Genomic DNA, 21,168 nt, shown 5'->3' on the forward strand with positions numbered 1-21,168 from the left:
CTCGCCCCGGCACGCAGCGGGGTTCTCCTGCCAGCGCCAACCCGCTTCATGACCAGCCGGACGGCTCCGGGTCGGGCCACGCCAGCATCGCCAGCAGGCAACCGATCACCGGCAACCCTCCAAAAAAATCAGGAGACCGTAATGCGTCGTTCGATTCATCGCTTTGCCCATGTCGTCATGGCTTCGGCCGCCATCACCGCTTGCGTGGCTGCCGCGCCCGCCTTCGCGCTCGACAGCGTGAAGTTCATGATCGGCGCCAACCCCGGCGGCGGCTTCGACCAGACCGGCCGCTCGCTGGGCGCGGCGCTGGTATCCGCCGGCGTGGCCAAGACGGCCTCCTACGACAACAAGGGCGGCGCGGGCGGCACCATCGGCCTGACGCAGTTCGTCAATACCGACAAGGGCAACCCCAACGCCATGATCGTCACCGGCGCGGTGATGGTGGGCGCGATCGAAACCAACAAGCCGCCGGTCACGCTGAAGAACGCGACCCCGATCGCACGCCTGTTCGCCGATACCATGGTGATCACGGTGCCGGCCAACTCCCCGCTGAAGTCCATCAAGGACCTGACCACGCAGCTCAAGGCCAACCCGGGCAGCGTGAGCTGGGGCGGCGGCTCCAAGGGTTCGATCGACCATATCCTGGCGGGCCTGGTGGCCAAGGAAAGCGGCGTTGACCCCAAGAAGATCAACTACGTGCCGTTCCAGGGCGGTGGTGAAGCCTCGGCCTCGATCCTGGGTGGCCACGTGACGGTGGGCATTGCCGGCGTGTCCGAGTTCCTGCCCTTTATCAAGAGCGGCAAGATGCGCGCGCTGGCCGTGACCTCCAAGGAACGCACCGCCGATATCCCGACCCTGAAAGAGCAGGGCATCAACGTGGAGATCTACAACTGGCGCGGCGTGTACGGCGCGCCCGGCATTTCCGCCGAGCAGCGCAAGGCGCTGGTGGATGCGGTGGTGAAGGCAACCGAAACGCCGCTGTGGAAGGAAACGCTGACCAGGAACGACTGGACCCCGTTCCTGCTGACCGGCGACGAGTTCGGCAAGTTCGTGGACAGCGAGTCAGCCCGCCTGGGTGGCACGCTGCGTGAACTGGGCGTGGCGAAGTAAGCCGCCCTGCCTTGCCGCTGTACCGTTTTACTGCATCGGTGTTTTATCGTTTTACCGTTCCACTGTTCCAGCGTTTTATCTGTCGGCCCTGCCTGCGGCGCACCATGACGCCCGGTGTGCATGCAGCAGGCGGGGGTCCGGTGTCCACCTGCGATACCCAAAAACCAAACTACAAATCGCCGGGCCCCCGCCCTAAGCGGGGACGACAAACCGCGGGAAGCCAAAGGTCGGACAACGCGGCCGCAGGCACCGCATGAAGGAGCCACTTCCAAAATGAAACCCTCACACCTGGCGATCGGCATTGCCGTATTGCTGCTCTCCGTCTTCTACTTCGTCGGCCTCCCCGGCATCTCGGGCGACGAAGGCTATGCGGGCCTGTCGCCACGCTTCATGCCGACGCTGGTTGCCATCGGCCTGGCCGTATGCGGCGCGGTGTTGACCTGGCAAGGCATTCGCGGCGGCTTTCGCAATATGCCCGAGGAAGATGCCGAACTGCCTGGCGCGCCGCACAATTTCCGCGGCTTCCTGTGGGTGGCCGCCGGCCTGGTGGCCAATATGGCGCTGATCGGCACGCTCGGTTTCGTGCTGGCGTCGACCCTGCTGATGATCTGCGTGGCGCGCGGCTACGGCAGCAGGCGCTTCCTGCGCGATGGCCTGATTGGCCTGTGCATCACGTTGCCGATGTGGGCACTGTTTAACTTCCTGCTCGGCATCAATTTGCCGCTGCTGCCCGTCGCCGGGTTCTGACCGGAGCTGATCCATGGAAACTCTCAATCTGCTGATGCATGGCTTTGCCATCGCCGTCACGCCGATCAACCTGATGTGGGCCCTGGTGGGCTGCTTCCTGGGCACGGCCATCGGCGTGCTGCCGGGCATCGGCCCGGCGCTGACGGTGGCAATGCTGCTGCCGCTCACCGCCAAGGTGGAACCCACCGCCGCGCTGATCATGTTCGCCGGCATCTACTACGGCGCCATGTACGGCGGCTCCACCACTTCCATCCTGATGAACACGCCGGGCGAGTCGTCGACCATGATCACGGCGATGGAAGGCAACCTGATGGCCAAGCACGGCCGCGCCGGCCCGGCGCTGGCTACCGCGGCCATCGGTTCCTTCGCTGCCGGCACGATCGCCACCGTGCTGCTGTCGATGTTCGCGCCGGTCGCGGCCGACGTGGCCCTGCAGTTCGGGCCCGGTGAATATTTCATGATCATGCTGCTGGCCTTCACCACCGTGTCGGCGGTGCTGGGCTCGTCCTTGCTGCGCGGCATGACCAGCCTGTTCCTGGGCCTGGGCATCGGCCTGATCGGCATGGACTCGCTGTCGGGCCAGACGCGTTATTCGATGAACGTGCAGGAGTTGTACGACGGCATCGACATCGTGGTGGTTGCGGTGGGCCTGTTCGCGGTGGGCGAGGCGCTGTTCAACGCCTTCTTCCCGCAGCCGGACGGCAGCTTCAACCGGCTCAGCTCGATCATGATGACCAAGTCGGACTGGAAGCGTTCGGTGCCGGCCTGGATCCGCGGCACCATCATCGGCTTCCCCTTCGGTCTGATCCCGGCCGGTGGCGCGGAGATCCCGACCTTCCTGTCGTACGCGACCGAGAAGAAGCTGTCCAGGTACAAGCACGAGTTCGGCACCGTCGGCGCGATCGAAGGCGTGGCCGGCCCCGAGGCCGCCAACAATGCCGCGGTCACCGCCACGCTGGCGCCGCTGCTCACGCTGGGCATCCCGACCTCGAACACCACCGCGATCCTGCTGGCGGCGTTCCAGAACTACAACCTGCAGCCGGGCCCGATGCTGTTCCAGACTTCGGGCGACCTGGTGTGGGGCCTGCTGGCATCGCTGTATATCGGCAACGTGATGCTGCTGGTGCTGAACCTGCCGGCCATCGGCCTGTGGGTGCGCATGCTGCGAATCCCAACGCCGCTGCTGTACGGCGGCATCCTGATCTTCGCGGGCCTCGGTACCTACGGCATCCGCCAGTCGTGGTTCGACCTGCTGCTGCTGTTTGTCGTGGGCTTGCTGGGCATGGCCATGCGCCGCTTCGATTTCCCCACCGCGCCGGTGATCGTGGGCATGATCCTGGGGCCCATCGCCGAGAAGCAGTTGCGCAATGCGCTGTCGATCAGCCAGGGCGACTGGTCGATCTTCGTGACCCAGCCGATCTCGGCCACCATCCTGGCCATGACGGTAGCGGTGGTGCTGGTCCCGCGCATCCTGGGCTGGCTGGCCCGGCGCTCGGCGCGCGGCAAAGTGGCTGACGCCACCGGTTGATTCGCGCAAGATGCGGGCAAGGCCCGGCACGCCATTTAGGGTGCCGGGCCTTTTGCCTTCACGTCCGTCCGACGTGGTGGCGCGGCCCCCTGTATCATTGGCTCAAACATCGCGCCGCGCCGCAGGAGACGGAATAGCAACCTGGCCCGGCCCCACCCCAGACAGACGGGAGTGCCATGCCAGAGTCGACGCTGAAGCCAATGCCGGAATCCAACCTGACGCTTGCCGATATCGACGGCATCTTGCAACGCGTACTGGCGCCGTGGGTGCGCCAGCTCGGCCTGCGTGCCGAGTCCGTTGATGCGCAAGGCGTAACACTGCGCCTGCCTTTCGACGAATCATTTCGTCATGCGGGCGGCGTGGTGTGCGGCCAGGTGCTGATGGCCGCGGCCGACACCGCCATGATCGTGGCCGTTGCCAGCGCGCTGGGCGCCTTCCGGCCCATGACCACCGTCACGCTCACCACCAGCTTCATGCGTCCGGTGATCGACGGCGACGTGCTGGTGCGCGCCAATGTGCTGCGCCTGGGCAGGACCCTGGTGTTCGGCGAGATCGAGCTGACCGGCGCCGATGGCAAGCTGGCCGTGCAGGCCACCAGCACCTATGCGCTGCTGTGAGCGGCGCCATCACTGAATTGCGCGCTATCCATGCATGAGTCCCGCAGCGTAGTCCCTGCTCCCATCCAGCCCGCCGCCGCCTCGCCGTTCGACCAGGTGGTGTTCGCCGGTGGCGGCAACCGCTGCTGGTGGCAGGCCGGCTGGTGGGACACGGTGGCGTCGGAGCTGGGCCTGCGCCCGCGCGTGATCGCGGGAATTTCCGCCGGCGCGGCCACGGCCTGCATGATGTATGCGCACGACTCACGGCAGGTGATGGCGTACTACCGCGAGGTGCTCGCCGGCAACCGGCGCAATGCCTACTGGGGCAACCTGCTGACCGGACAGCGCGTGTTTCCGCACTACGGCATCTACCGCACCGCCTTGCTGAGCATCTTCGGCGAGGGCCGCCTGGCGCGGCTGCAGGCCGCGCCGGAGATCCGCGTCGGCGTGGCCCACATCCCGCGCTGGAGCGGTCCGCGCCTGGCGGTGATGGCCGGCCTGGTGGCCTACAACATCGAGAAGCACTGGCTCAAGACGCTGCACCCGCGCCTGGGCCGCAAGCTGGGCTTCCATCCGGAGTTCGTGCGCGCGCAGGACTGCGGCTCGCCCGAGCAACTGGCGGACCTGCTGCTGCAATCGTCCTCGACCCCGCCCTTCACGCCAGTGCTGCGGCGCGATGGCCGGCCCGTGCTGGATGGCGGCATGGTCGACAACGTGCCGGTCGACGCGCTCGACGCAGCGCCCGGCGACGTGCTGGTGCTGGTGACGCGGCTCTATCCACGTCCCCGGCGCTTTGTACTGCAACACGGCGCGCAGCGCCGGCTCTACCTGCAACCTTCGCAACGGGTACCGATCTCGAGCTGGGACTACACCCAGCCCGGCGCGATGATCGGTGCCTACGAGCTCGGCCGGCGCGACGGGGAAACCTTTTTGCGTGATTGGCCGTCAGTCATGAAGACGGAGCCAGGCACCGTCGCGTAGCGTCCAACGCGCGCGCCGGCCGCCCTGGCGGCTCCGTCATCACGATGTGCAATGCGGCCTTCGCGCCGCAACAGGAGGCATTGATGACGAAACGCCAGGCAAGACCCACGACCGAGCGCCGCAGCGCGCGCAGGGCGACAACCGAGCAAACGGTGGAACAGGTCCCCCGCCGCGGCAAGCGCCGCGCCGGCGCGCAGCGCGAAGCGGACTTCGTGGTGATCGGCGCCGGTTCGGGCGGGGTGGCGGCGGCGCGGCGCGCGGCCTCGCACGGCGCGCGCGTGATGCTGGTGGAGCGCGATGCCATCGGCGGCACCTGCGTCAACCGCGGCTGCGTACCCAAGAAGATGCTCTCGTATGGCGCCGGCCTGGCCGCCATCCTGTCTGGCTGCCTGTCGCACACCGGCGGCAAGGAAGACTGGAGCGACGCCATCGTGCGCGTCAATGCCGAGATGGCGCGGCTGCACGTGGCATATACGCACCACCTGCAGGAAGCCGGCGTGGAATTGCTGCACGGCGATGCCACGGTGATCGCGCCGGACCAGGTGCAGGTGGGCACGGAGATCCTCCGCGCGAAACGCATCCTGATCGCCACCGGCGCGCGTCCGCGTGCCTTGCCGGTGCCGGGCTTCGATCTGGCCTGCACCTCCGACGACATCTTCACCTGGCAAAGCCTGCCGGCCTCGCTGGTGGTGATCGGGGGCGGCTACGTGGCGGTGGAGCAAGCCTCGATCCTGTCGCGCTACGGCGTCAAGGTGGAGATGCTGGTGCGCGAGGCGCGCTTGCTGTCGCGCTTCGACCATGAAGTTGCCGACGCGCTGGCCGAGGCGCTCGCCGCCAGGGGCGTGCGCCTGCATTTCAATGCCGAGGTCACGCTGCTGAACCAGGCCAACGGCGCCATCGATGTGTGCTACCGGCAGCAGGGCGGTGGCGTAAGCGGTGTCAATGGCAGTAGTGGCAAGGATCGTATCCAGACCGTGCGCGCGCAGGCAGCACTGGCCGCCATCGGGCGCGATCCGCATTGGGAAGGTCTCGGCCTGGAGGCGCTGGGCGTGCAGAAGGCCGAGAAGGGCGGCATCGAGGTGGACCGCTCGTTCCGCACCAAGGTGCGTGCGATCCATGCCATCGGCGATGCCATCGACGGGCGGCACCTGACCCCCGTGGCCAGCGCGCAGGGCCGCTGGCTGGCCGACCGCCTGTTCGGCCGCCGCGGCGACCGCGCGGATTTCGACCTCGTGCCGACCGCCGTATTCTGCGAGCCGGCCATTGGCAGCGTGGGCCTGACCGAGCGCGCTGCCATCGAGGAAGCCGGCAAGCCGGAGCGCATCGAGACCGTGGTGCGCCGCTTCGTCTCGCTGGAGAACCGCTTCGCTGGCAGCGAGCAGGCGTCGATGGTGAAGCTGGTGGTGAATGCGCGCAGCGGCCGCGTGCTGGGCGCGCACATGATGGACAACGCCGCGCCGGAGATCATGCAGGCGTTTGCCGTGGCGGTACGGCTCGGGGTCAGGCTGTCGCACCTGCGGACCACGGTGCAGTTGCATCCGACCGTGGCCGAGGAACTGTTCGGCTGACCGCGCTGGCGGACTCAGGCCGGCGCGGCCGGCGCCGCCGGCCTGGCGCCCGCGCAGGGATCGGCGCGCTTGCGCGCGGGTACCAGCACCACGCGATCGTAGGCGCCGATCTCATGGCCGCTGGCCTGCTCCAGATAGCCAACGCTGTAGATCACACCGGGATCCGCGCCAAGCCAGCGCGGCGCGCCGACATCGCGCCGCACGTGCCCGTTGCCGGCGATCAGCACCACGCCGCGATCCTCGTAGGAGCGCATCGCCGCCGCCATCACCGCGTCGCGTGCGGCTTGCGCATTGAGCATGCCGGGCAGCATGGCCTTGGGGAAATTACCGCAATGGCCGCGATCGAGCGCCGCAGCCTGCTCCGTCGCCACGTCTTCGGGCAGCGGCGCGGCAAGGCCAAGGCGCCTGCGCTCTGCCGCATCGAATACATCGCCGAGGCCGCCGCGTGCGATCCGGCTTGCGTCCTCGCTTGACAGGTTGGCCGCCACCAGCGGCAGGTCATAGCGCAAGGCCAGCGCCACTACCGGCGTGTAAAGCTCCCACTGCCAGCCCTTGCCGCCCGCCTGCGCGACGACATACGCCGCATCGCCGGGACGCTCGCGGCGGGCGCGATCGATATCGGCCTGCCGCTCGCGGTCGAACTGCTCCATCGCGATGGCCGGGCGCCAGCCCGCTTCGAGCGCGCTGGACAGGGCAAGCAGGCGCCGCTTCTGGCCATCGGCATTGTCATGGACCTCACCCAGCAACACGTAGGTCTTGCCGGTGAACTGGTGCGCGACGTCACCCGCCACGGCGGCCGGCGGCGTGCCCGCGCAACCGGCGAGCACGGCAAGAATAGCGACGGCGAGTACCACGCCAGCGGCGCGGGCAATGGCAAGGCGTGGGCGGGTCTGCATGGCGGTGGTCATCCTGGTTCCTGCGGTTCTTGGTCTGTGGTCCGCCGTAATGCCGCGGACCTGCCCATTATTGCCCAGTTGCAACTTCCGGCACATAGACCATCGAGCCGTCCTTGAGCCGATAGGCAACGCCGGCCTTGCTGCCGTCCCCGCTGCCGACCTGCCCGCTCGCCTGGTAGCGCACGACCTTCTCGCCCTGCCTGGAGACGATCTGCGCCGGTCCATTGCGGCCCCAGCTTCGCCAGCATCTCGGTGACGATGTGGTCGCGCGGCGCGTCGAGGATCAGCAGTCCCGCACCGTCGATAAAGGGCGCCACGTCCTGCGCGCTCATGCGTTCGAGATAGCGCGCATCCAGCGTCATGCCGTGCGCGCGCGCCATCGCCCGCAGCGGCTCGAACTTGCCGGCCGGCACCGGCGAGGTGGTCAGCACCGCAATCGTCGGCGCGGCCCGGGCCTGCTGCATGCCAAGCGTCAGCAAGGCAAGCTACAACAGGCACAGCACGCGGATCCACCGCAGCGTTGTCTTGTTTTGTGGGGACATGCCGGTTCGCATCGCCTCCGGTCAGAACGACAGCTTTACGCTGGCGGCAAAGGTACGTCCTGGCTGCGTATAGAAATCCAGGCCCGGCTCGCTGGCGGCCACGCCGCCCTGGCGTACGTCGCCCCACAGCCAGTACTTCTTGTCGAACACGTTATTCACCGACAGCACCAGGCTGGCGTAGCGGTTGAAGCGCCACCAGCCCTGCAGATCGACCACGCCGTAGCCGCCCGGCTTGAAGTAGGTGAAGGCAGTGTCGTCGGTGCGTGTCACCGGGCGCGCGCCGCGCCAGCGCAGGCTCGCGCCCTGGCCCTGGCTGCTGCTGCCGCGCTCCCACGTCAGCGCGGCGCTGGCGCGCAGCGGCGAGACGCTGTTGAGCGGCTGGCCGGTCTGCTCGTTGTTGCCATGCGCGTAGGCCACCGCGCTGTCCACGCGCCATTGCGGCAGGAAGCGATAACTGCCGCGCCACTCGGCGCCATAGATACGCACACTGCTCTGGTTGCGGTATTGGTAGGTGGCACGCAGGCCGGCCAGACAGGCGGGATCGGTCGGGCAGTTCAGCGACACCTGTTCGATGAAATCCTTGTAGCGGTTGTCGAATACCGCGACGCTGGCCTGCACGCGCTCGTCGGTGTAGCGCGCGCCGATCTCGAAGGAGCGGCTCTTTTCCGGATTCAGCTCGCCATTGGGCGCGGCGCCGTAGCCCTGGATGGTGTTGCGGAAGCTGCCGTTGACCTCCTGGTAGTTGGGCGCGCGGTAGCCGAACATGTACTGGGCCCACAGGTTGACGCGGTCAGTGGCTTGCCACAGCGCGGACAGCTTGGGCGAGACCGCCCAGTCGCTCTTGCTGATGGCGGGCTTGGCGGCGACGCTGTTATAGAGCTTGTCGTCGTCCGGCCCAAGCGCGTAGTGGTCCAAGCGCAGGCCGGGCGTGAGCGTGAAGCGGCCGCCGGCGAACTGCAGTTCATCCTGCACGAAGATGCCGGTCTGGCGGGTCTCGCCCTTGGGGAAATCGTGGATCGGGAAGTTGTCGCCGGCCAGCGATTTCGACACCACGCCGGTGGTGCGGTTATAGGTGGTGCCGTCGCGCATCTCGCTGGTCCGGGTGCGCAGGAAATCCACGCCGGTGATCAGCCGGTGGCCCACGATGCCCGTGTTGAACGATTTGTCGGCCTGCAGGTTGAAGCCGGTCTGCTGCTGGCGGAAACCGAACAGCAGGTTCACGTCGCACAGGCTGCTGCCGCGCGTGGTGCCCGAGCAACCCGCGCTGGTGTTGCTGCGCACCTGCTTGGTCTCGGTATTGGACTCGCTCTCCTGGTAGAAGACGGTGGCGCCGAGGCGGTCGATCAGATGACCGGCCGGCTTCCACTCGTAGTCCAGGCTGACGCGGTTGCGCGACAGGTCCTCGGTGCCGCTGGCGGCGGTCACGCGCGGCAGCGCGGTGGACAGGCGCAGGATATCGGTGAAGGTATCGTTGTTGCGGTGCTCGTAGGTCAGCCTGAAGCGGTGGCCGGCGGCAGGATCGAGCACGATCTTGCCGAGCCAGGCGTTGGTCTCGCTGTTCTGCGGATTGGCTTTGGTGCGGCTGGTGGAGGTGGAAGCGTCGCCGCCCATGCTTTCGATCTCGTGCCCCTTGCGGTGCGCGTACATGAACAGGCCCCTGATGGTCTCGTTGCCGCCCGCCACGCCGGCGGCCTGGCCAAAGCCGCGGTCGATGCCGTTCCACGACAGGCCCGCCTCGCCGCCCGCCGCGCGCCCGCGCATCAGGTCCTGGGGGTCCTTGGTGACGTACGAGACCACGCCGCCGATGGCATCCGAGCCATACAGGCTGGAGGCCGGCCCGCGCAGCACCTCGACCCGCTTGAGAAACGAGTACTCGGGCGCGTCGCGGGTGGCGCTGGACAGGTTGGAGGGACCGCCGCCGTTGTAGTAGTCGGGCAGGCGCACGCCGTCGACCATCAGCAGCACGCGGTTGCCCTCGATGCCACGGATATTGATGCTGCCGGCGCCAAAGCGGCGCCGGTCGCGCGGCACGTCGATATCGGGTTCGTCGGCAAACAGGCCGGTCTCGTCGGCCGGCTGGGCGCGCTCGATGCGGCTGGCCTCGATGGCGGTGATGGTGGAGGCGACGGCATCGGCGCGCTCCTTGGTGCGGGTGGCGGTGACCACGACCTCGCCCAGCGGGCGGGCCGGATCGACAGCCGGCTCGGCAGCCAGGACCGGGCCGCCGAGGGTGGTGCAGATGGCGATGGGCGAGACTCTTACGGAGGCGCGCAAGCGCGCCAGACAGCGGCGTTTCATGGATCTTCCCCCAGAAGAAAACGAAATGCTGGCTGGCGGAAACCAAAGAATTGGGCGGCTGGCTGGCGTGATCAGGCGCGGCTCGGCAGGTCCRGCAACGCCTTAATGAGAATGGGAATTATTACTAGTTGAAGGGGGATTTGTAAAGCATGCGTCGCATGCCTGGGTGCGCAAGCATGTCCCGCCGGCCGGTTCGTCGCGAAGCCGCAACGCAAACATGCAAGAGGGCGGTGCCGAGATCCGGCCGCCCCCGAGGCATCGCAGACTGCCGGCATCCACCACTCAGTGCGCCGTCTCTCCACCCACCAGCGCCGGCAGGCGATTGCCCTCGGCATCGATCAGCAGCGGGCCGGTGCCCGAGAAGCGGTCCAGCGCAAGATAGATGACCGGCGTGATGAAGAGCGTGATCACCTGCGAGAACAGCAGGCCGCCCACCACCGCCAGGCCGAGCGGCTGGCGCAGCTCGGCGCCGGCACCCAGGCCCAGTGCCAGCGGCAGCGCGCCCATGATGGCCGCCAGGGTGGTCATCATGATCGGCCGGAATCGCAGCAGGCAGGCCTGCCGGATCGCGCGCGCGGGCGCCATGCCCTGCTCGCGCTGCGCCGCCAGCGCGAAGTCGATCATCATGATGGCGTTCTTCTTGACAATGCCGATCAGCATCAGCACGCCGATGGTGGCGATCAGCGACAGCTCCACGTTGAAGAGGAACAGCGTGAGCAGCGCGCCAACGGCCGCCGAGGGCAAACCCGCCAGGATGGTCAGCGGGTGGATATAGCTCTCGTACAGCACGCCCAGCAGCGTGTAGATCACCGCGATGGCCGCCACCAGCAGCAGCACCTGCGTGGCCTGCGACGACTGGAACACCGCCGCATCACCGCCCCAGCTGGTGAAGATCGAGGTGGGCATGACGAGGTCCTGCCGGAAGGCATCGATCCTGGAGGAGGCATCGCCCAGCGCCGCGCCCGGCGCGAGGTTGAACGACACCGTCACCGAAGGCAGCTGGCCCTGGTGGTTCACGGCGATCGGGCCGACCCGGCGCTCGGTGGTGGCGAAGGCCGAGATCGGCACCATCTGCCCGGTCTTGCTGCGCACGTAGATCTTGGAGAAGGCGGTCTCGTCGGCGCGGTCGATATCGGCCGCCTGCAGGATCACGTAGTAGTTGTCGATCGGCGTGTAGATGGTGGAGACCTGGCGCTCGCCGAAGGCGGAATAGAGCGCCTGGCGCACGTCCTGGATCTGCACGCCGAGCGCATTCGCCTTGTCGCGGTCGATGGAGAGCTGCGCTTCCAGGCCGGACTGCTGCGAATCGCTGGTGACGTCGCGGAACAGCGGATCGGCGCGCATCCTGACCATCAGCTTGTCCGAATACTCCTGCAACTGCCCGGCCTTCACGCTCTGCAGCGTGTACTGGTAGCGGCTCTTGCTCTGGCGCCCGCCGAGACGCAGGTTCTGCACCGGCGAGAAGTAGACCGCCAGGCCGGCGATGCCGGAGACGTCCTTGCGCAGCGACTCCACCACCTTGGCCATCCCGGGCCGCTCGCCCAGCGGCTTGAGCTCGACGAACATGCGGCCGGTGTTAATGGCGGGGGAAGACCCGCCGCCGATCGACGCCACGATGCTCTTCACCGCGGGGTTCTGGCGCATGCGCTGCGCCGCGTCGCGCAGGCGGTCGGCCATGGCGTCGAAGGAGATATCCTGCGGGCCTTCGACGTTGACCTGGATCTGGCCGATGTCTTCTTCCGGGAAGAAGCCCTTGGGGATGGCCGCGAACAGCACGGCCGTCAGCACGAAGGTCAGGCCGGCCACCGCCAGCACCGATTTGCGGTGCGCCAGGCACCAGTCCAGCCCGCGCGCGTAGCGGTGCAGCGTGAACTCGAACAGGTCCTCGAACCACTGCGTGGAACGCAGGCCGATGGTCTGCTTCTGCCTGATCGCCGGCGCATGGCTCGCGCCGGCGTGATCGCCATAGGCGTGCTGCGATTCGTCGATCGGCACGTTCTCGACCGACAGGAAGCGCGCGCACAGCATCGGAATCAGCGTCAGCGACACCAGCGCCGAGACCAGGATCGACAGCGACACCACCGCGGCGAACTCGTGGAACAGCAGGCCGATCACGCCCGGCATGAAGAAGATGGGGATGAACACCGCCACCAGCGAGATCGAGATCGACAGGATGGTGAAGCCCATCTCGCGCGACCCGACCAGCGCGGCCTTGAGCGGCGGCACGCCGTCCTCGATGTGGCGCACGATGTTTTCCAGCATCACGATGGCATCGTCCACCACCAGCCCCACGGCGAGCGTGATGGCCAGCAACGAGACGTTGTCCAGGCTGTAGCCGAAGGCCTTCATCAGCGCCACCGTGCCGATCAGCGAGATCGGCAGCGATACGGTCGGAATCAGCGTGGCGGCGGCGCGGCGCAGGAACAGGAAGATCACCATCACCACCAGCCCGACGGTGAGCGCCAGTGTGAACTGCACGTCGTGGATGGATTCGCGGATCGATCGCGAGCGGTCGTTGACCACCGCCACATTGACCGAATCCGGCATCTGCTGGATCAGGCGGGGCAGGGCGTTCCTGATGGCATCCACCACCGCCACCGTGTTGGCGTCGGGCTGGCGCAGCACGGCCAGCACGATGGAACGCTCGTTATTGAGCCAGCTGCCCGTCTTGATGGTCTCGACGCTGTCCTCCACATCCGCCACGTCGGACAGCCGCACCAGCGCGCCGCTGGGCTGGCTGGCCACGATGATGTTGCGGAAGGCATCGGCGCTGGCGAGCTGGCGGTTGGCCTGGATGGTCAGCGTCTGGCGCGCGCCGTCGAGCGTGCCCACCGGCGTGTTGGCGTTGGCGCGGTTCAGCGCGGTGGCCAGCTCGTCCAGCGTGAGGCCGCGTGCGGCGAGGGCGTCCGGGTGGGCGCGCACGCGCACTGCAAAGCGCTTCTGGCCGAACACCTGCACCTGCGCGACGCCGGGCAGCGTGGCCAGGCTGGGCGAGATCAGGTTGTCGCCGAAGGCGTTGAGCTCGGCCAGGCTCATGGCCGGCGAGTTGATCGCCAGCAGCAGCACCGGCGCATCGGCCGGGTTCACCTTGCGGTACGACGGCGGCACCGTCATTTCGATCGGCAGCGCGCGCTGCGCGCGGAACAGCGCCGACTGCACGTCCACGGCCGCTGCGTCGATGTCGCGGTCGCTGTTGAACTCGAGGGTGATGCTGGCGTTGCCGAGCGTGTTCGACGAACTGATCACCGACACGCCCGGGATGGTGGCGAACTGCTTTTCCAGCTGGGTCGCCACCGAGGCCGCCATGGTCTCGGGGCTGGCCCCGGGCAGCGTGGCGGTGACCTGGATCACCGGCGAATTGAACGACGGCAGCGCGGCAATCGGGATGGTGGGATAGAGCGCGATGCCGGTGACGATCACTGCCAGGCACAGCAGGATCGTCATCACCGGACGGCGAATACAGAGCTCGGACAAGGTCATGGTCTTGGTGCCCTGGGTTCAATGCTTGCCATCGGCGGCAACGGCGCTGGCGGCGGCTGCCTTGGCAGCGGACGAGGCTTCGCGCACCAGGCCACCGGCACGCAGGTTCTGCGCGCCTTCCACCACCACGCGCGTGCCCGGCGGCACGCCTTCGATCACGGCAGCGCTGGCGGTCGAGACCTGCACGGTCACCGGCATCGGCTTGACGCGGTTGTCTGGCTGCACGACGTAGACGAAACGTCCCTCGGGCCCGGTCACCACCGCCTGCGGCGGCACCGACAGCGCGCCCTTCAGGGTCTGCACCACCGCGTCCACGTTGGCATAGGTGCCCGGCCACAGGCGCTGCTCCCCATTGTCGAACTGCGCCTTGACGCGGATGCTGCCGTACTGCGGGTCCACCGTGTTGTCGACAAAGCTGATCTTGCCGGTCACCGGGGTCTTGCTGCCGTCGTTGGGCAGGGCAGTCACCGCCACCGGGCCGGCGCGCAGTGCCTCGCGCAGCGCCGCCAGTTGCCGCTCGGGCAGGGTGAACGTCACCGCGATCGGCTGCACCTGGGCAATGGTGACCATCGGCAGGGTGCTGGCGGGCGTCACCAGCGAGCCAGGGAACATATTGATCACGCCGGTGCGGCCGCCGATGGTGGCGCGGATGGCGCCGTAGCTGACCGCGACGCGGCTGGCCTCGATGGCGGCCTGATCGGCGCGGATGGTGGCCTCGAAGCCGTCGTACCTGGCCTGGGCGGTGTCCACCGCGCTCTTGGAGATGAAGTTGCGCTCCAGCAACTCCTGGCTGCGCGCCAGCGTGCGGCGCGCGTCGTGCAGGTCGGCCTGGTCGCGCAGCAACTGGGCTTGCGCCTTGGCGAGGTTGGCCTCGTCCATGCGGGTGTCCAGCGTGAAGAGCAGCTCGCCTGGCTTGACGGTCTGGCCTTCCTTGATATGGACGGTACGCACCGTGCTCGACACTTGCGGGCGGATCTCCACCGTGGCGAGCGCGCTCACCGTGCCGTTGGCCGTGACCCGCAGCGGGACATCGCCCTGCTGCACCATGGCGGTGCTGACCACCACCACGGGCGCCGCCTTTGCCGCCGGCTTGGGCGCCATCCAGGCACGCCAGCCGAACCAGCCGCCCACGGCCAGCGCGATCAGGACCGCGCCGGCCATCCAGGGTGAAGCACGTCCCTTCCCGGTTCCCGTGGCCGGACTCCACTTGCCGTCGACAAAGCTCTTGGCCTGGTCGATCCCGTTTGTTTTCATGTGTGGACTCTTTGACTGTGCGAATGCGCGCACGAATGCGCCCGCTCCCCGGCGGCCCGGCTTCTGGGGTCCGGTGCCACGCCGCGGCAAAAACTGCTACTAGTACAGGATCAGAGGCATCGGCCGCTAGTGCCCGTGCCACCCCTGCCATTACAAACTATTACAGCGGCGGGGGCCTGCTTGTATCGAGAGCCAAACATTATCAGAAAAGCTGGTGCTGGCGGCTATTGCGCAGGTGGGCATTGATGCTTTCTATCGACATGCCGCGCGGCCCCGGCTCAAGGCGCACCTCGGCGCCGGCGCGGAGTTCGCCCGGCGTCACGACACTGAGGTAGACGCCGGAATACCCGCTCTGCACCATGTGCCGGACCGCATGCCGGTAGCCCATCACGGCATTGAACTTGTAGCAGGGCCGGCGCGGCGACTCCACTTCCAGCAACACGTCGCCGATGCGCAGGCGGTCGCCCACCCACAAGTCGCTCTCCAGCACGCCTTCCAGCGTCAGGTTCTCGCCCATGGCACCGTAGGCGAGCGGCCTGGCGGCGTCGGGCAGGTGCGCTTCGCGGCGGCGCTCGTTCCACCAGGCGTAATGCTCGGCGGGGTAGGCATAGATCGCCTTGTCCAGGCCGCCGTGCACGCTCAGGTCGGCCTGTTCGTCGCCCGTCAGGCCGAGCGGGTGTACCGCTACCTTGAGCGGATGCAGCAGGGTGCTGAGCGGGTGCTTGCGGATGCCCGACATCACGACCGCCTCGGTCCCCGCCGCTGCAACAAGGAGCGGCAAGGCCGTGCCGACGCTGATGGCGAGCAGGCGGATGCCGCTGGCTGTGCTCATAACGTCTCCCCGGTCGTTGTCACCCCATCTTAACGCGATGAGTCCGGGGATGGCGGCGCCAGGCGGAGGCCGCGTGTGCGGCGCCGCACGGCCAGACGGCGGCGGCCCGGCTGGCTCAGGTCTGCGGCTGCGCCGCTTCGCGGCGGCTCCAGCGGCAGCCCAGTGCGCTCGCGCGCCGTGAGACCATCACCGCCAGCAGCATCAGCGCCGCCGCGCCCCAGTGCAGGGCATCGGCGCCGGCGGTGGCGTAGATCGCCGCGCCGCCCATGGCCCCCAGGGCTTGGCCAAGGTAGATGGACGACGAATTCAGCGAGATCGATACCGAGGCGCGCTCCGGCGCCAGCGCCACCAGCCGCGCCTGCTGCGCGCTGTTGGTGGCAAAGCCGCCAACGCCCCACAGCATGAAGATCAGCACCAGCGCCACCGGCCCCAGCGCCGCCAGCGGCCACAGCAGCATGGCCGTCAATGAGGTCAGCATGGCGAACAGCACGATGCGCGCGGGCGTGACCCGGTCCATGCGCGAAGCCGCCAGCACATTGCCGCTGACGCCGCAGGCGCCGTAGGCCAGGAACATCAGGCTGAGCATGCCGCCGCTGATGCCATGCACGTCGCGCAGCAACGGCGCGATATAGGTAAACAGCGTGAACATGCCGGCCGACTGGATCATGGTGGTGGCCACCACCAGCACCATCGGCGTATGGCGCAGCACCGCGCCCCAGGCCGCCCGCCCCACCGGTTCGACGTACAGGCGCGGCGGCAGCGCCCGCCACACGCCCACCGCCGCGCCCAGCGCCAGCAAGCCCACCAGCCCCATGCTGAAGCGCCATCCCAGTGTGCTGGCGATCCACGTACCCAGCGGCACGCCGACCACGCTGGCCACGCTCCATCCCAGGAACACAAAGCTGATGGCGCGCCCGCGCGCCTGCGCATTGACCAGCAGCGGCAGGGTCGCAGCGGCTTGCGGGGTGTAGATGGCAGCCCCGATCGCGGTGAGGAAGCGGATCGCCACCAGGCTGGCGAAGCCCGGTGCAAAGGCTGCCGCCAGATGCATCACGGCGTAGACCAGCAGCGAGCCCGCCAGCAGCAGACGGCGGTCGATACGCGAGCCGAGCGTGGCGAACAGCGGCGCGCCCACGCAGGTGGCCAGGGCGAACACGGAAATCAGCTGGCCGGCGGTACCGGCACCAAGCTGGAAGTCGCCGGCAATGTCGTTGAGCATGCCGGTGACGATCATCGCGCCGGTACCGATGACAAAATTGCCAAGGCACAGCATCAAGAGCCTGGGATCCATGGCGGCCGGGGCAGGTGGGAGAGTGATGGTGGAAGGACAAAAAACGCGGCCAGGGGCCGCGCGGATTCTGCCGAGTGTAGCGGTTTTGTTTCGTTCGCGTTGAGCGTGGCACGCCGGGAAGGGGGCCGCCGCCTTGGACTAGCGCGACAGCGCGGGCGTCAGCGCCTTGGGGTTGGCGATGCTGTCGTGCTTGCCGGCCAGCACATCCAGGATGTTCTGGAAGGCGATGCGGAAGTACGCCTCGTAGCTTTCGCGCTCGACATAGCCCAGGTGCGGCGTGCAGATGCAGTTTTCCATACGCAGCAGGGCATGGCCCTGCAGGATGGGTTCGGACTCGAACACGTCGACCGCCGCCATGCCGGGGCGGCCGCGGTTGAGCGCGGCCAGCAGGGCGTTTTCCTCGACCAGTTCCGCGCGGCTGGTGTTGACGAACAGCGCGGTCGGCTTCATGCGGGAGAAGTCAGCCAGCTTGACCAGGCCGCGCGTCTCGTCGTTGAGGCGCAGATGCAGCGACAGCACATCGCTGTCGGCGAACAATTGTTCCTGCGACTCCGCCACTGCCAGGCCGTCCTCGCGGGCGCTTTTGTGCGAATTCTCGCGCCCCCATACCAGCACATTCATGCCGAAGGCGCGGCCGTAGCCCGCCAGCAGCTTGCCGATCTTGCCGTAGCCCCAGATGCCGAGGGTCTGTCCACGCAGCACCTGGCCCAGGCCGAAGTTGGCCGGCATGGTGGTGGACTTGAGCCCGGACTGCTGCCAGGCGCCATGCTTGAGGCTGGCCACGTACTGCGGAATGCGGCGCTGGGCCGCCATGATCAGGGCCCAGGTAAGTTCGGCCGGGGCCACCGGCGAGCCCGCACCTTCGAGCACCGCCACGCCGCGCTCGGTACAGGCCTCGACATCCACATGCCCGCCAACGCGGCCGGTCTGGCTGATGATCTTGAGCTTGGGGAGCTTTTCCAGCAGTTGGCGGGTGACGCGCGAACGTTCGCGGATCAGCACCACGGCCTCCACGTCCGAAAGGCGCGCGGCCAGCTGGCCCACGCCTTTGACGGTGTTGTTGAACACCTTGACGTCATGGCCCTCGAGCAGGCTGAAGCAGGACAGCTTGCGCACGGCATCCTGATAATCGTCGAGTACGGCAATCTTCATCGGAAACTCTGGTTTGGCATTCGAAAGGTGCGCCCACCCACAGAACAGCGCACGCATCAACGATATAGTTTTACTACTTGTCGCGCGACACCGCAGCGGTGCGGCGCAAGAGCGAGAACAATCCGGCATGGCACAGGAAGTGCATCGCCAGACAGGGAAACGGAACCAAGCGGCAACGACTGAATCGCGCACGAACATTGCTGCAGAGCAAAAAACAGTTGCGTTCTACAGTGGTATCCTTGCCGGCTCCGATTGCGGCCCGGATTGTCGGTCGAGCCTTGCTCCCATCCGGATCGCATCGGACAAAGCCTGCCCGGCCCCGTCACAGGCGAAGCGCAACTGTAGCGCAGCCACGGGGCCAGCCGCGACCTTTTGCGCAGTCGGGGTCGCAGTGGAGTTGTAACGGGATGTGACGATCCTGGCTTGAGCCGCCCCGCCGGCACAGCGCGGAACCAGCGGCGCGCCGCCGCGGTCTGCTCTGCTATGGGGCCCACCGCTCGTCTCCCGCAGCKGCAATCCGGGCCAGGCTTGGCAAGAATTCTTTCTACGCTTTGGAGTTGCAGTATGAACCACCCCACCATGCAGGGCACGCCCGCACTCAACGTACCAGCCTGGGTCAAGCACCAGAAACTGGTCGCCTGGGTCGCCGAGTTCGCGGCCCTCGCCAAACCCGACAATATCTACTGGTGCGACGGTTCGCAGGAGGAGTACGACCGCCTGTGCGAGCAGATGGTCGCCGCCGGCACCCTGAAGCGCCTCAACCCGGCCAAGCGCAAGAACGCGTTCCTGGCGCTGTCCGACCCGTCCGACGTGGCACGTGTCGAAGACCGCACCTTCATCTGCTCACAGAAGAAGGAAGACGCCGGCGCCACCAACAACTGGACCGCCCCGGCTGAAATGCGCCAGACGCTGGCCGGCCTGTTCGACGGCTGCATGCGTGGCCGCACCCTGTATGTGGTGCCGTTCTCGATGGGCCCGCTGGGTTCGCCGATCGCCCATATCGGCGTGGAACTGTCGGATTCGCCGTACGTTGCCGTCAATATGCGCATCATGACGCGCATGGGCCGCGCGGTGTTCGACGTGCTGGGCACCGACGGCGCGTTCGTGCCGTGCGTGCACACCGTGGGCAAGCCACTGGCTGCCGGCGAGAAAGACGTGGCGTGGCCGTGCAACCCCACCAAGTACATTGTGCATTTCCCGGAAGCCCGCGAGATCTGGTCCTACGGCTCGGGCTACGGCGGCAACGCGCTGCTGGGCAAGAAGTGCTTCGCACTGCGTATCGCGTCCACCATGGGCCGCGATGAAGGCTGGCTGGCCGAGCACATGCTGATCCTGGGCGTGACCTCGCCCGAGGGCAGGAAATACCACGTGGCCGCCGCCTTCCCGTCGGCCTGCGGCAAGACCAACTTCGCCATGCTGATCCCGCCCAAGGGCTTCGAAGGCTGGAAGGTCACCACCATCGGCGACGACATCGCCTGGATCAAGCCGGGCCAGGACGGCCGCCTGTACGCCATCAACCCGGAAGCCGGCTATTTCGGCGTGGCCCCGGGCACCAGCGAGAAGACCAACTTCAACGCGATGGCTACGCTCAAGGAAAACGTCATCTTCACCAATGTGGCGCTGACCGACGACGGCGACGTGTGGTGGGAAGGCATGAGCAAGGAAGCCCCGGCTCACCTGATCGACTGGCAGGGCAAGGACTGGACCCCGGCCATCGCCAGGGAAACCGGCGCCAAGGCCGCGCACCCGAACGCCCGCTTTACCGCGCCGGCCGTGCAGTGCCCGTCGATCGACGAAAACTGGGACAACCCCGCCGGCGTCGCCATCGACGCCTTCATCTTCGGCGGCCGCCGCTCCACCACCGTGCCGCTGGTGACCGAGGCCCGCAACTGGACAGAAGGTGTCTACATGGCCGCCACCATGGGCTCGGAAACCACCGCCGCCGCGGCCGGCCGGCAAGGCGTGGTGCGCCGCGACCCGTTCGCCATGCTGCCGTTCTGCGGCTACAACATGAGCGACTACTTCGGCCACTGGCTGGCGCTGGGCAAGAAGCTCGAAGCCAGCGGCGCCAAGCTGCCGGGCATCTACTGCGTCAACTGGTTCCGCAAGGACGCGGACGGCAACTTCGTGTGGCCGGGCTTCGGCGAGAACATGCGCGTGCTGTCGTGGATGATCGACCGCGTCGAAGGCCATGGCCAGGGCACCGACCACGTGTTCGGCACCTCGCCGCGCTACGAGGACCTGAACTGGGAAGGCCTGGATTTCACCCGGCAGCAGTTCGACCAGGTCACCTCGATCGACCATGCCGCCTGGCAACAGGAACTGGCACTGCATGAGGAACTGTTCACGCAGCTCAAGCACAACCTGCCGCAAGCCCTGGTGGATGCCAAGGCTGCGCTGGCCAAGCGCCTGTCTGCCTGAGTAGCAGGCAACGCCGGTTACCGAAGAAGAAAGCCCACCCCGGAGACGGGGTCTGGCCGTTAACAAAAAGTGTTGAAAATTGCGGTGCCAGCCATGTCGGCTGGCACCGCATTTTTTTTGTTCCGGCGAGGGGTTTTAACCTACATGAAGACGAGTGGATAGATCCTCATCGTGCCTTCGTCTTCTCGGCATGTTTGGCCGCCAGGCGGGCGCGGATCTGGTCAGCCGTAACAGCACGAGACGGATCCGCCTTGAGCGCGTCATAGGCCGGGATGACCTGCTCGCGCAGCCAACTCTCTACGGCTCGATCACGCGCCAGGAGCGCACGCAGGCCATCACGAATGACCTCGCTCTCGCTGGCGTACTCGCCAGTTCGCACCTTTTCCTTCACGGCCTGGGCCATCTCGGTGGGAAGCGTGACGCTTAGTTGTTGAGTGGTTCGCATGGCAACCTCCAATCAGTAGGATTCAAT

General features: G+C 67.3%; 15 protein-coding genes and 1 pseudogene. 7 read left to right on the forward strand and 9 right to left on the reverse strand.

Annotated features, from left to right (window positions below):
• The first annotated feature begins 141 nt into the window (after window positions 1-141).
• From AC1DQ3_RS15910 to AC1DQ3_RS15935, 6 genes are all read left to right on the forward strand, one after another.
• Window positions 142-1,110 (forward strand): tripartite tricarboxylate transporter substrate binding protein, encoded by a 969-nt coding sequence (locus tag AC1DQ3_RS15910; protein WP_477121134.1) that lies wholly within the window; start codon window positions 142-144, stop codon window positions 1,108-1,110.
• A 273-nt stretch (window positions 1,111-1,383) separates the two neighbouring features.
• Window positions 1,384-1,857, forward strand: a complete 474-nt coding sequence (locus AC1DQ3_RS15915) for a tripartite tricarboxylate transporter TctB family protein (RefSeq protein ID WP_477121135.1) — start codon at window positions 1,384-1,386, stop codon at window positions 1,855-1,857.
• A gap of 13 nt (window positions 1,858-1,870) precedes the next feature.
• The gene (locus AC1DQ3_RS15920; protein WP_477121136.1) at window positions 1,871-3,385 is read left to right on the forward strand and encodes a tripartite tricarboxylate transporter permease; all 1,515 of its coding nucleotides are present in this window, start codon (window positions 1,871-1,873) and stop codon (window positions 3,383-3,385) included.
• A 200-nt stretch (window positions 3,386-3,585) separates the two neighbouring features.
• Window positions 3,586-4,002: a PaaI family thioesterase gene (locus AC1DQ3_RS15925; RefSeq protein WP_477121177.1), complete on the forward strand. Its 417-nt coding sequence runs from the start codon at window positions 3,586-3,588 to the stop codon at window positions 4,000-4,002.
• A 30-nt stretch (window positions 4,003-4,032) separates the two neighbouring features.
• A complete protein-coding gene (locus AC1DQ3_RS15930) occupies window positions 4,033-4,962 on the forward strand; it encodes a patatin-like phospholipase family protein (RefSeq protein ID WP_477121137.1) in 930 nt (309 codons plus the stop codon).
• Window positions 4,963-5,045: 83 nt separating this feature from the next.
• Window positions 5,046-6,530 (forward strand): dihydrolipoyl dehydrogenase family protein, encoded by a 1,485-nt coding sequence (locus tag AC1DQ3_RS15935; protein WP_477121138.1) that lies wholly within the window; start codon window positions 5,046-5,048, stop codon window positions 6,528-6,530.
• A gap of 14 nt (window positions 6,531-6,544) precedes the next feature.
• Here AC1DQ3_RS15935 and AC1DQ3_RS15940 read toward each other — a convergent pair whose 3' ends face one another.
• The 8 genes and pseudogenes from AC1DQ3_RS15940 to AC1DQ3_RS15975 form a co-directional block, all read right to left on the reverse strand.
• Window positions 6,545-7,438: a ChaN family lipoprotein gene (locus AC1DQ3_RS15940; RefSeq protein WP_477121139.1), complete on the reverse strand. Its 894-nt coding sequence runs from the start codon at window positions 7,436-7,438 to the stop codon at window positions 6,545-6,547.
• A 55-nt stretch (window positions 7,439-7,493) separates the two neighbouring features.
• Window positions 7,494-7,628: pseudogene (locus tag AC1DQ3_RS15945) on the reverse strand (DUF2149 domain-containing protein); the annotation flags it as partial.
• Between the two features lie 361 nt (window positions 7,629-7,989).
• Entirely contained in the window at window positions 7,990-10,266 is a 2,277-nt protein-coding gene (locus AC1DQ3_RS15950; RefSeq protein ID WP_477121140.1) for a TonB-dependent hemoglobin/transferrin/lactoferrin family receptor, read from the reverse strand.
• A 282-nt stretch (window positions 10,267-10,548) separates the two neighbouring features.
• Window positions 10,549-13,746, reverse strand: coding sequence for an efflux RND transporter permease subunit (locus AC1DQ3_RS15955; protein ID WP_477121141.1), 3,198 nt, complete (start codon window positions 13,744-13,746; stop codon window positions 10,549-10,551).
• Window positions 13,747-13,764: 18 nt separating this feature from the next.
• Window positions 13,765-15,000, reverse strand: coding sequence for an efflux RND transporter periplasmic adaptor subunit (locus tag AC1DQ3_RS15960; RefSeq protein WP_477121142.1), 1,236 nt, complete (start codon window positions 14,998-15,000; stop codon window positions 13,765-13,767).
• Between the two features lie 202 nt (window positions 15,001-15,202).
• Window positions 15,203-15,832: an MOSC domain-containing protein gene (locus AC1DQ3_RS15965; protein ID WP_477121143.1), complete on the reverse strand. Its 630-nt coding sequence runs from the start codon at window positions 15,830-15,832 to the stop codon at window positions 15,203-15,205.
• Between the two features lie 115 nt (window positions 15,833-15,947).
• A complete protein-coding gene (locus AC1DQ3_RS15970; protein ID WP_477121144.1) occupies window positions 15,948-17,123 on the reverse strand; it encodes an MFS transporter in 1,176 nt (391 codons plus the stop codon).
• Window positions 17,124-17,261: 138 nt separating this feature from the next.
• A complete protein-coding gene (locus AC1DQ3_RS15975; protein ID WP_477121145.1) occupies window positions 17,262-18,275 on the reverse strand; it encodes a D-2-hydroxyacid dehydrogenase family protein in 1,014 nt (337 codons plus the stop codon).
• A 564-nt stretch (window positions 18,276-18,839) separates the two neighbouring features.
• Between AC1DQ3_RS15975 and AC1DQ3_RS15980 the strand changes: the two genes are divergently transcribed.
• Window positions 18,840-20,696, forward strand: a complete 1,857-nt coding sequence (locus tag AC1DQ3_RS15980; protein WP_477121146.1) for a phosphoenolpyruvate carboxykinase (GTP) — start codon at window positions 18,840-18,842, stop codon at window positions 20,694-20,696.
• Window positions 20,697-20,862: 166 nt separating this feature from the next.
• Here AC1DQ3_RS15980 and AC1DQ3_RS15985 read toward each other — a convergent pair whose 3' ends face one another.
• On the reverse strand, window positions 20,863-21,141 hold the full coding sequence (locus AC1DQ3_RS15985) for a ribbon-helix-helix domain-containing protein (RefSeq protein WP_477121147.1): 279 nt from the start codon (window positions 21,139-21,141) through the stop codon (window positions 20,863-20,865).
• Window positions 21,142-21,168: the final 27 nt, after the last annotated feature.

It is taken from the genome of Cupriavidus sp. 01T418 (assembly GCF_056398885.1).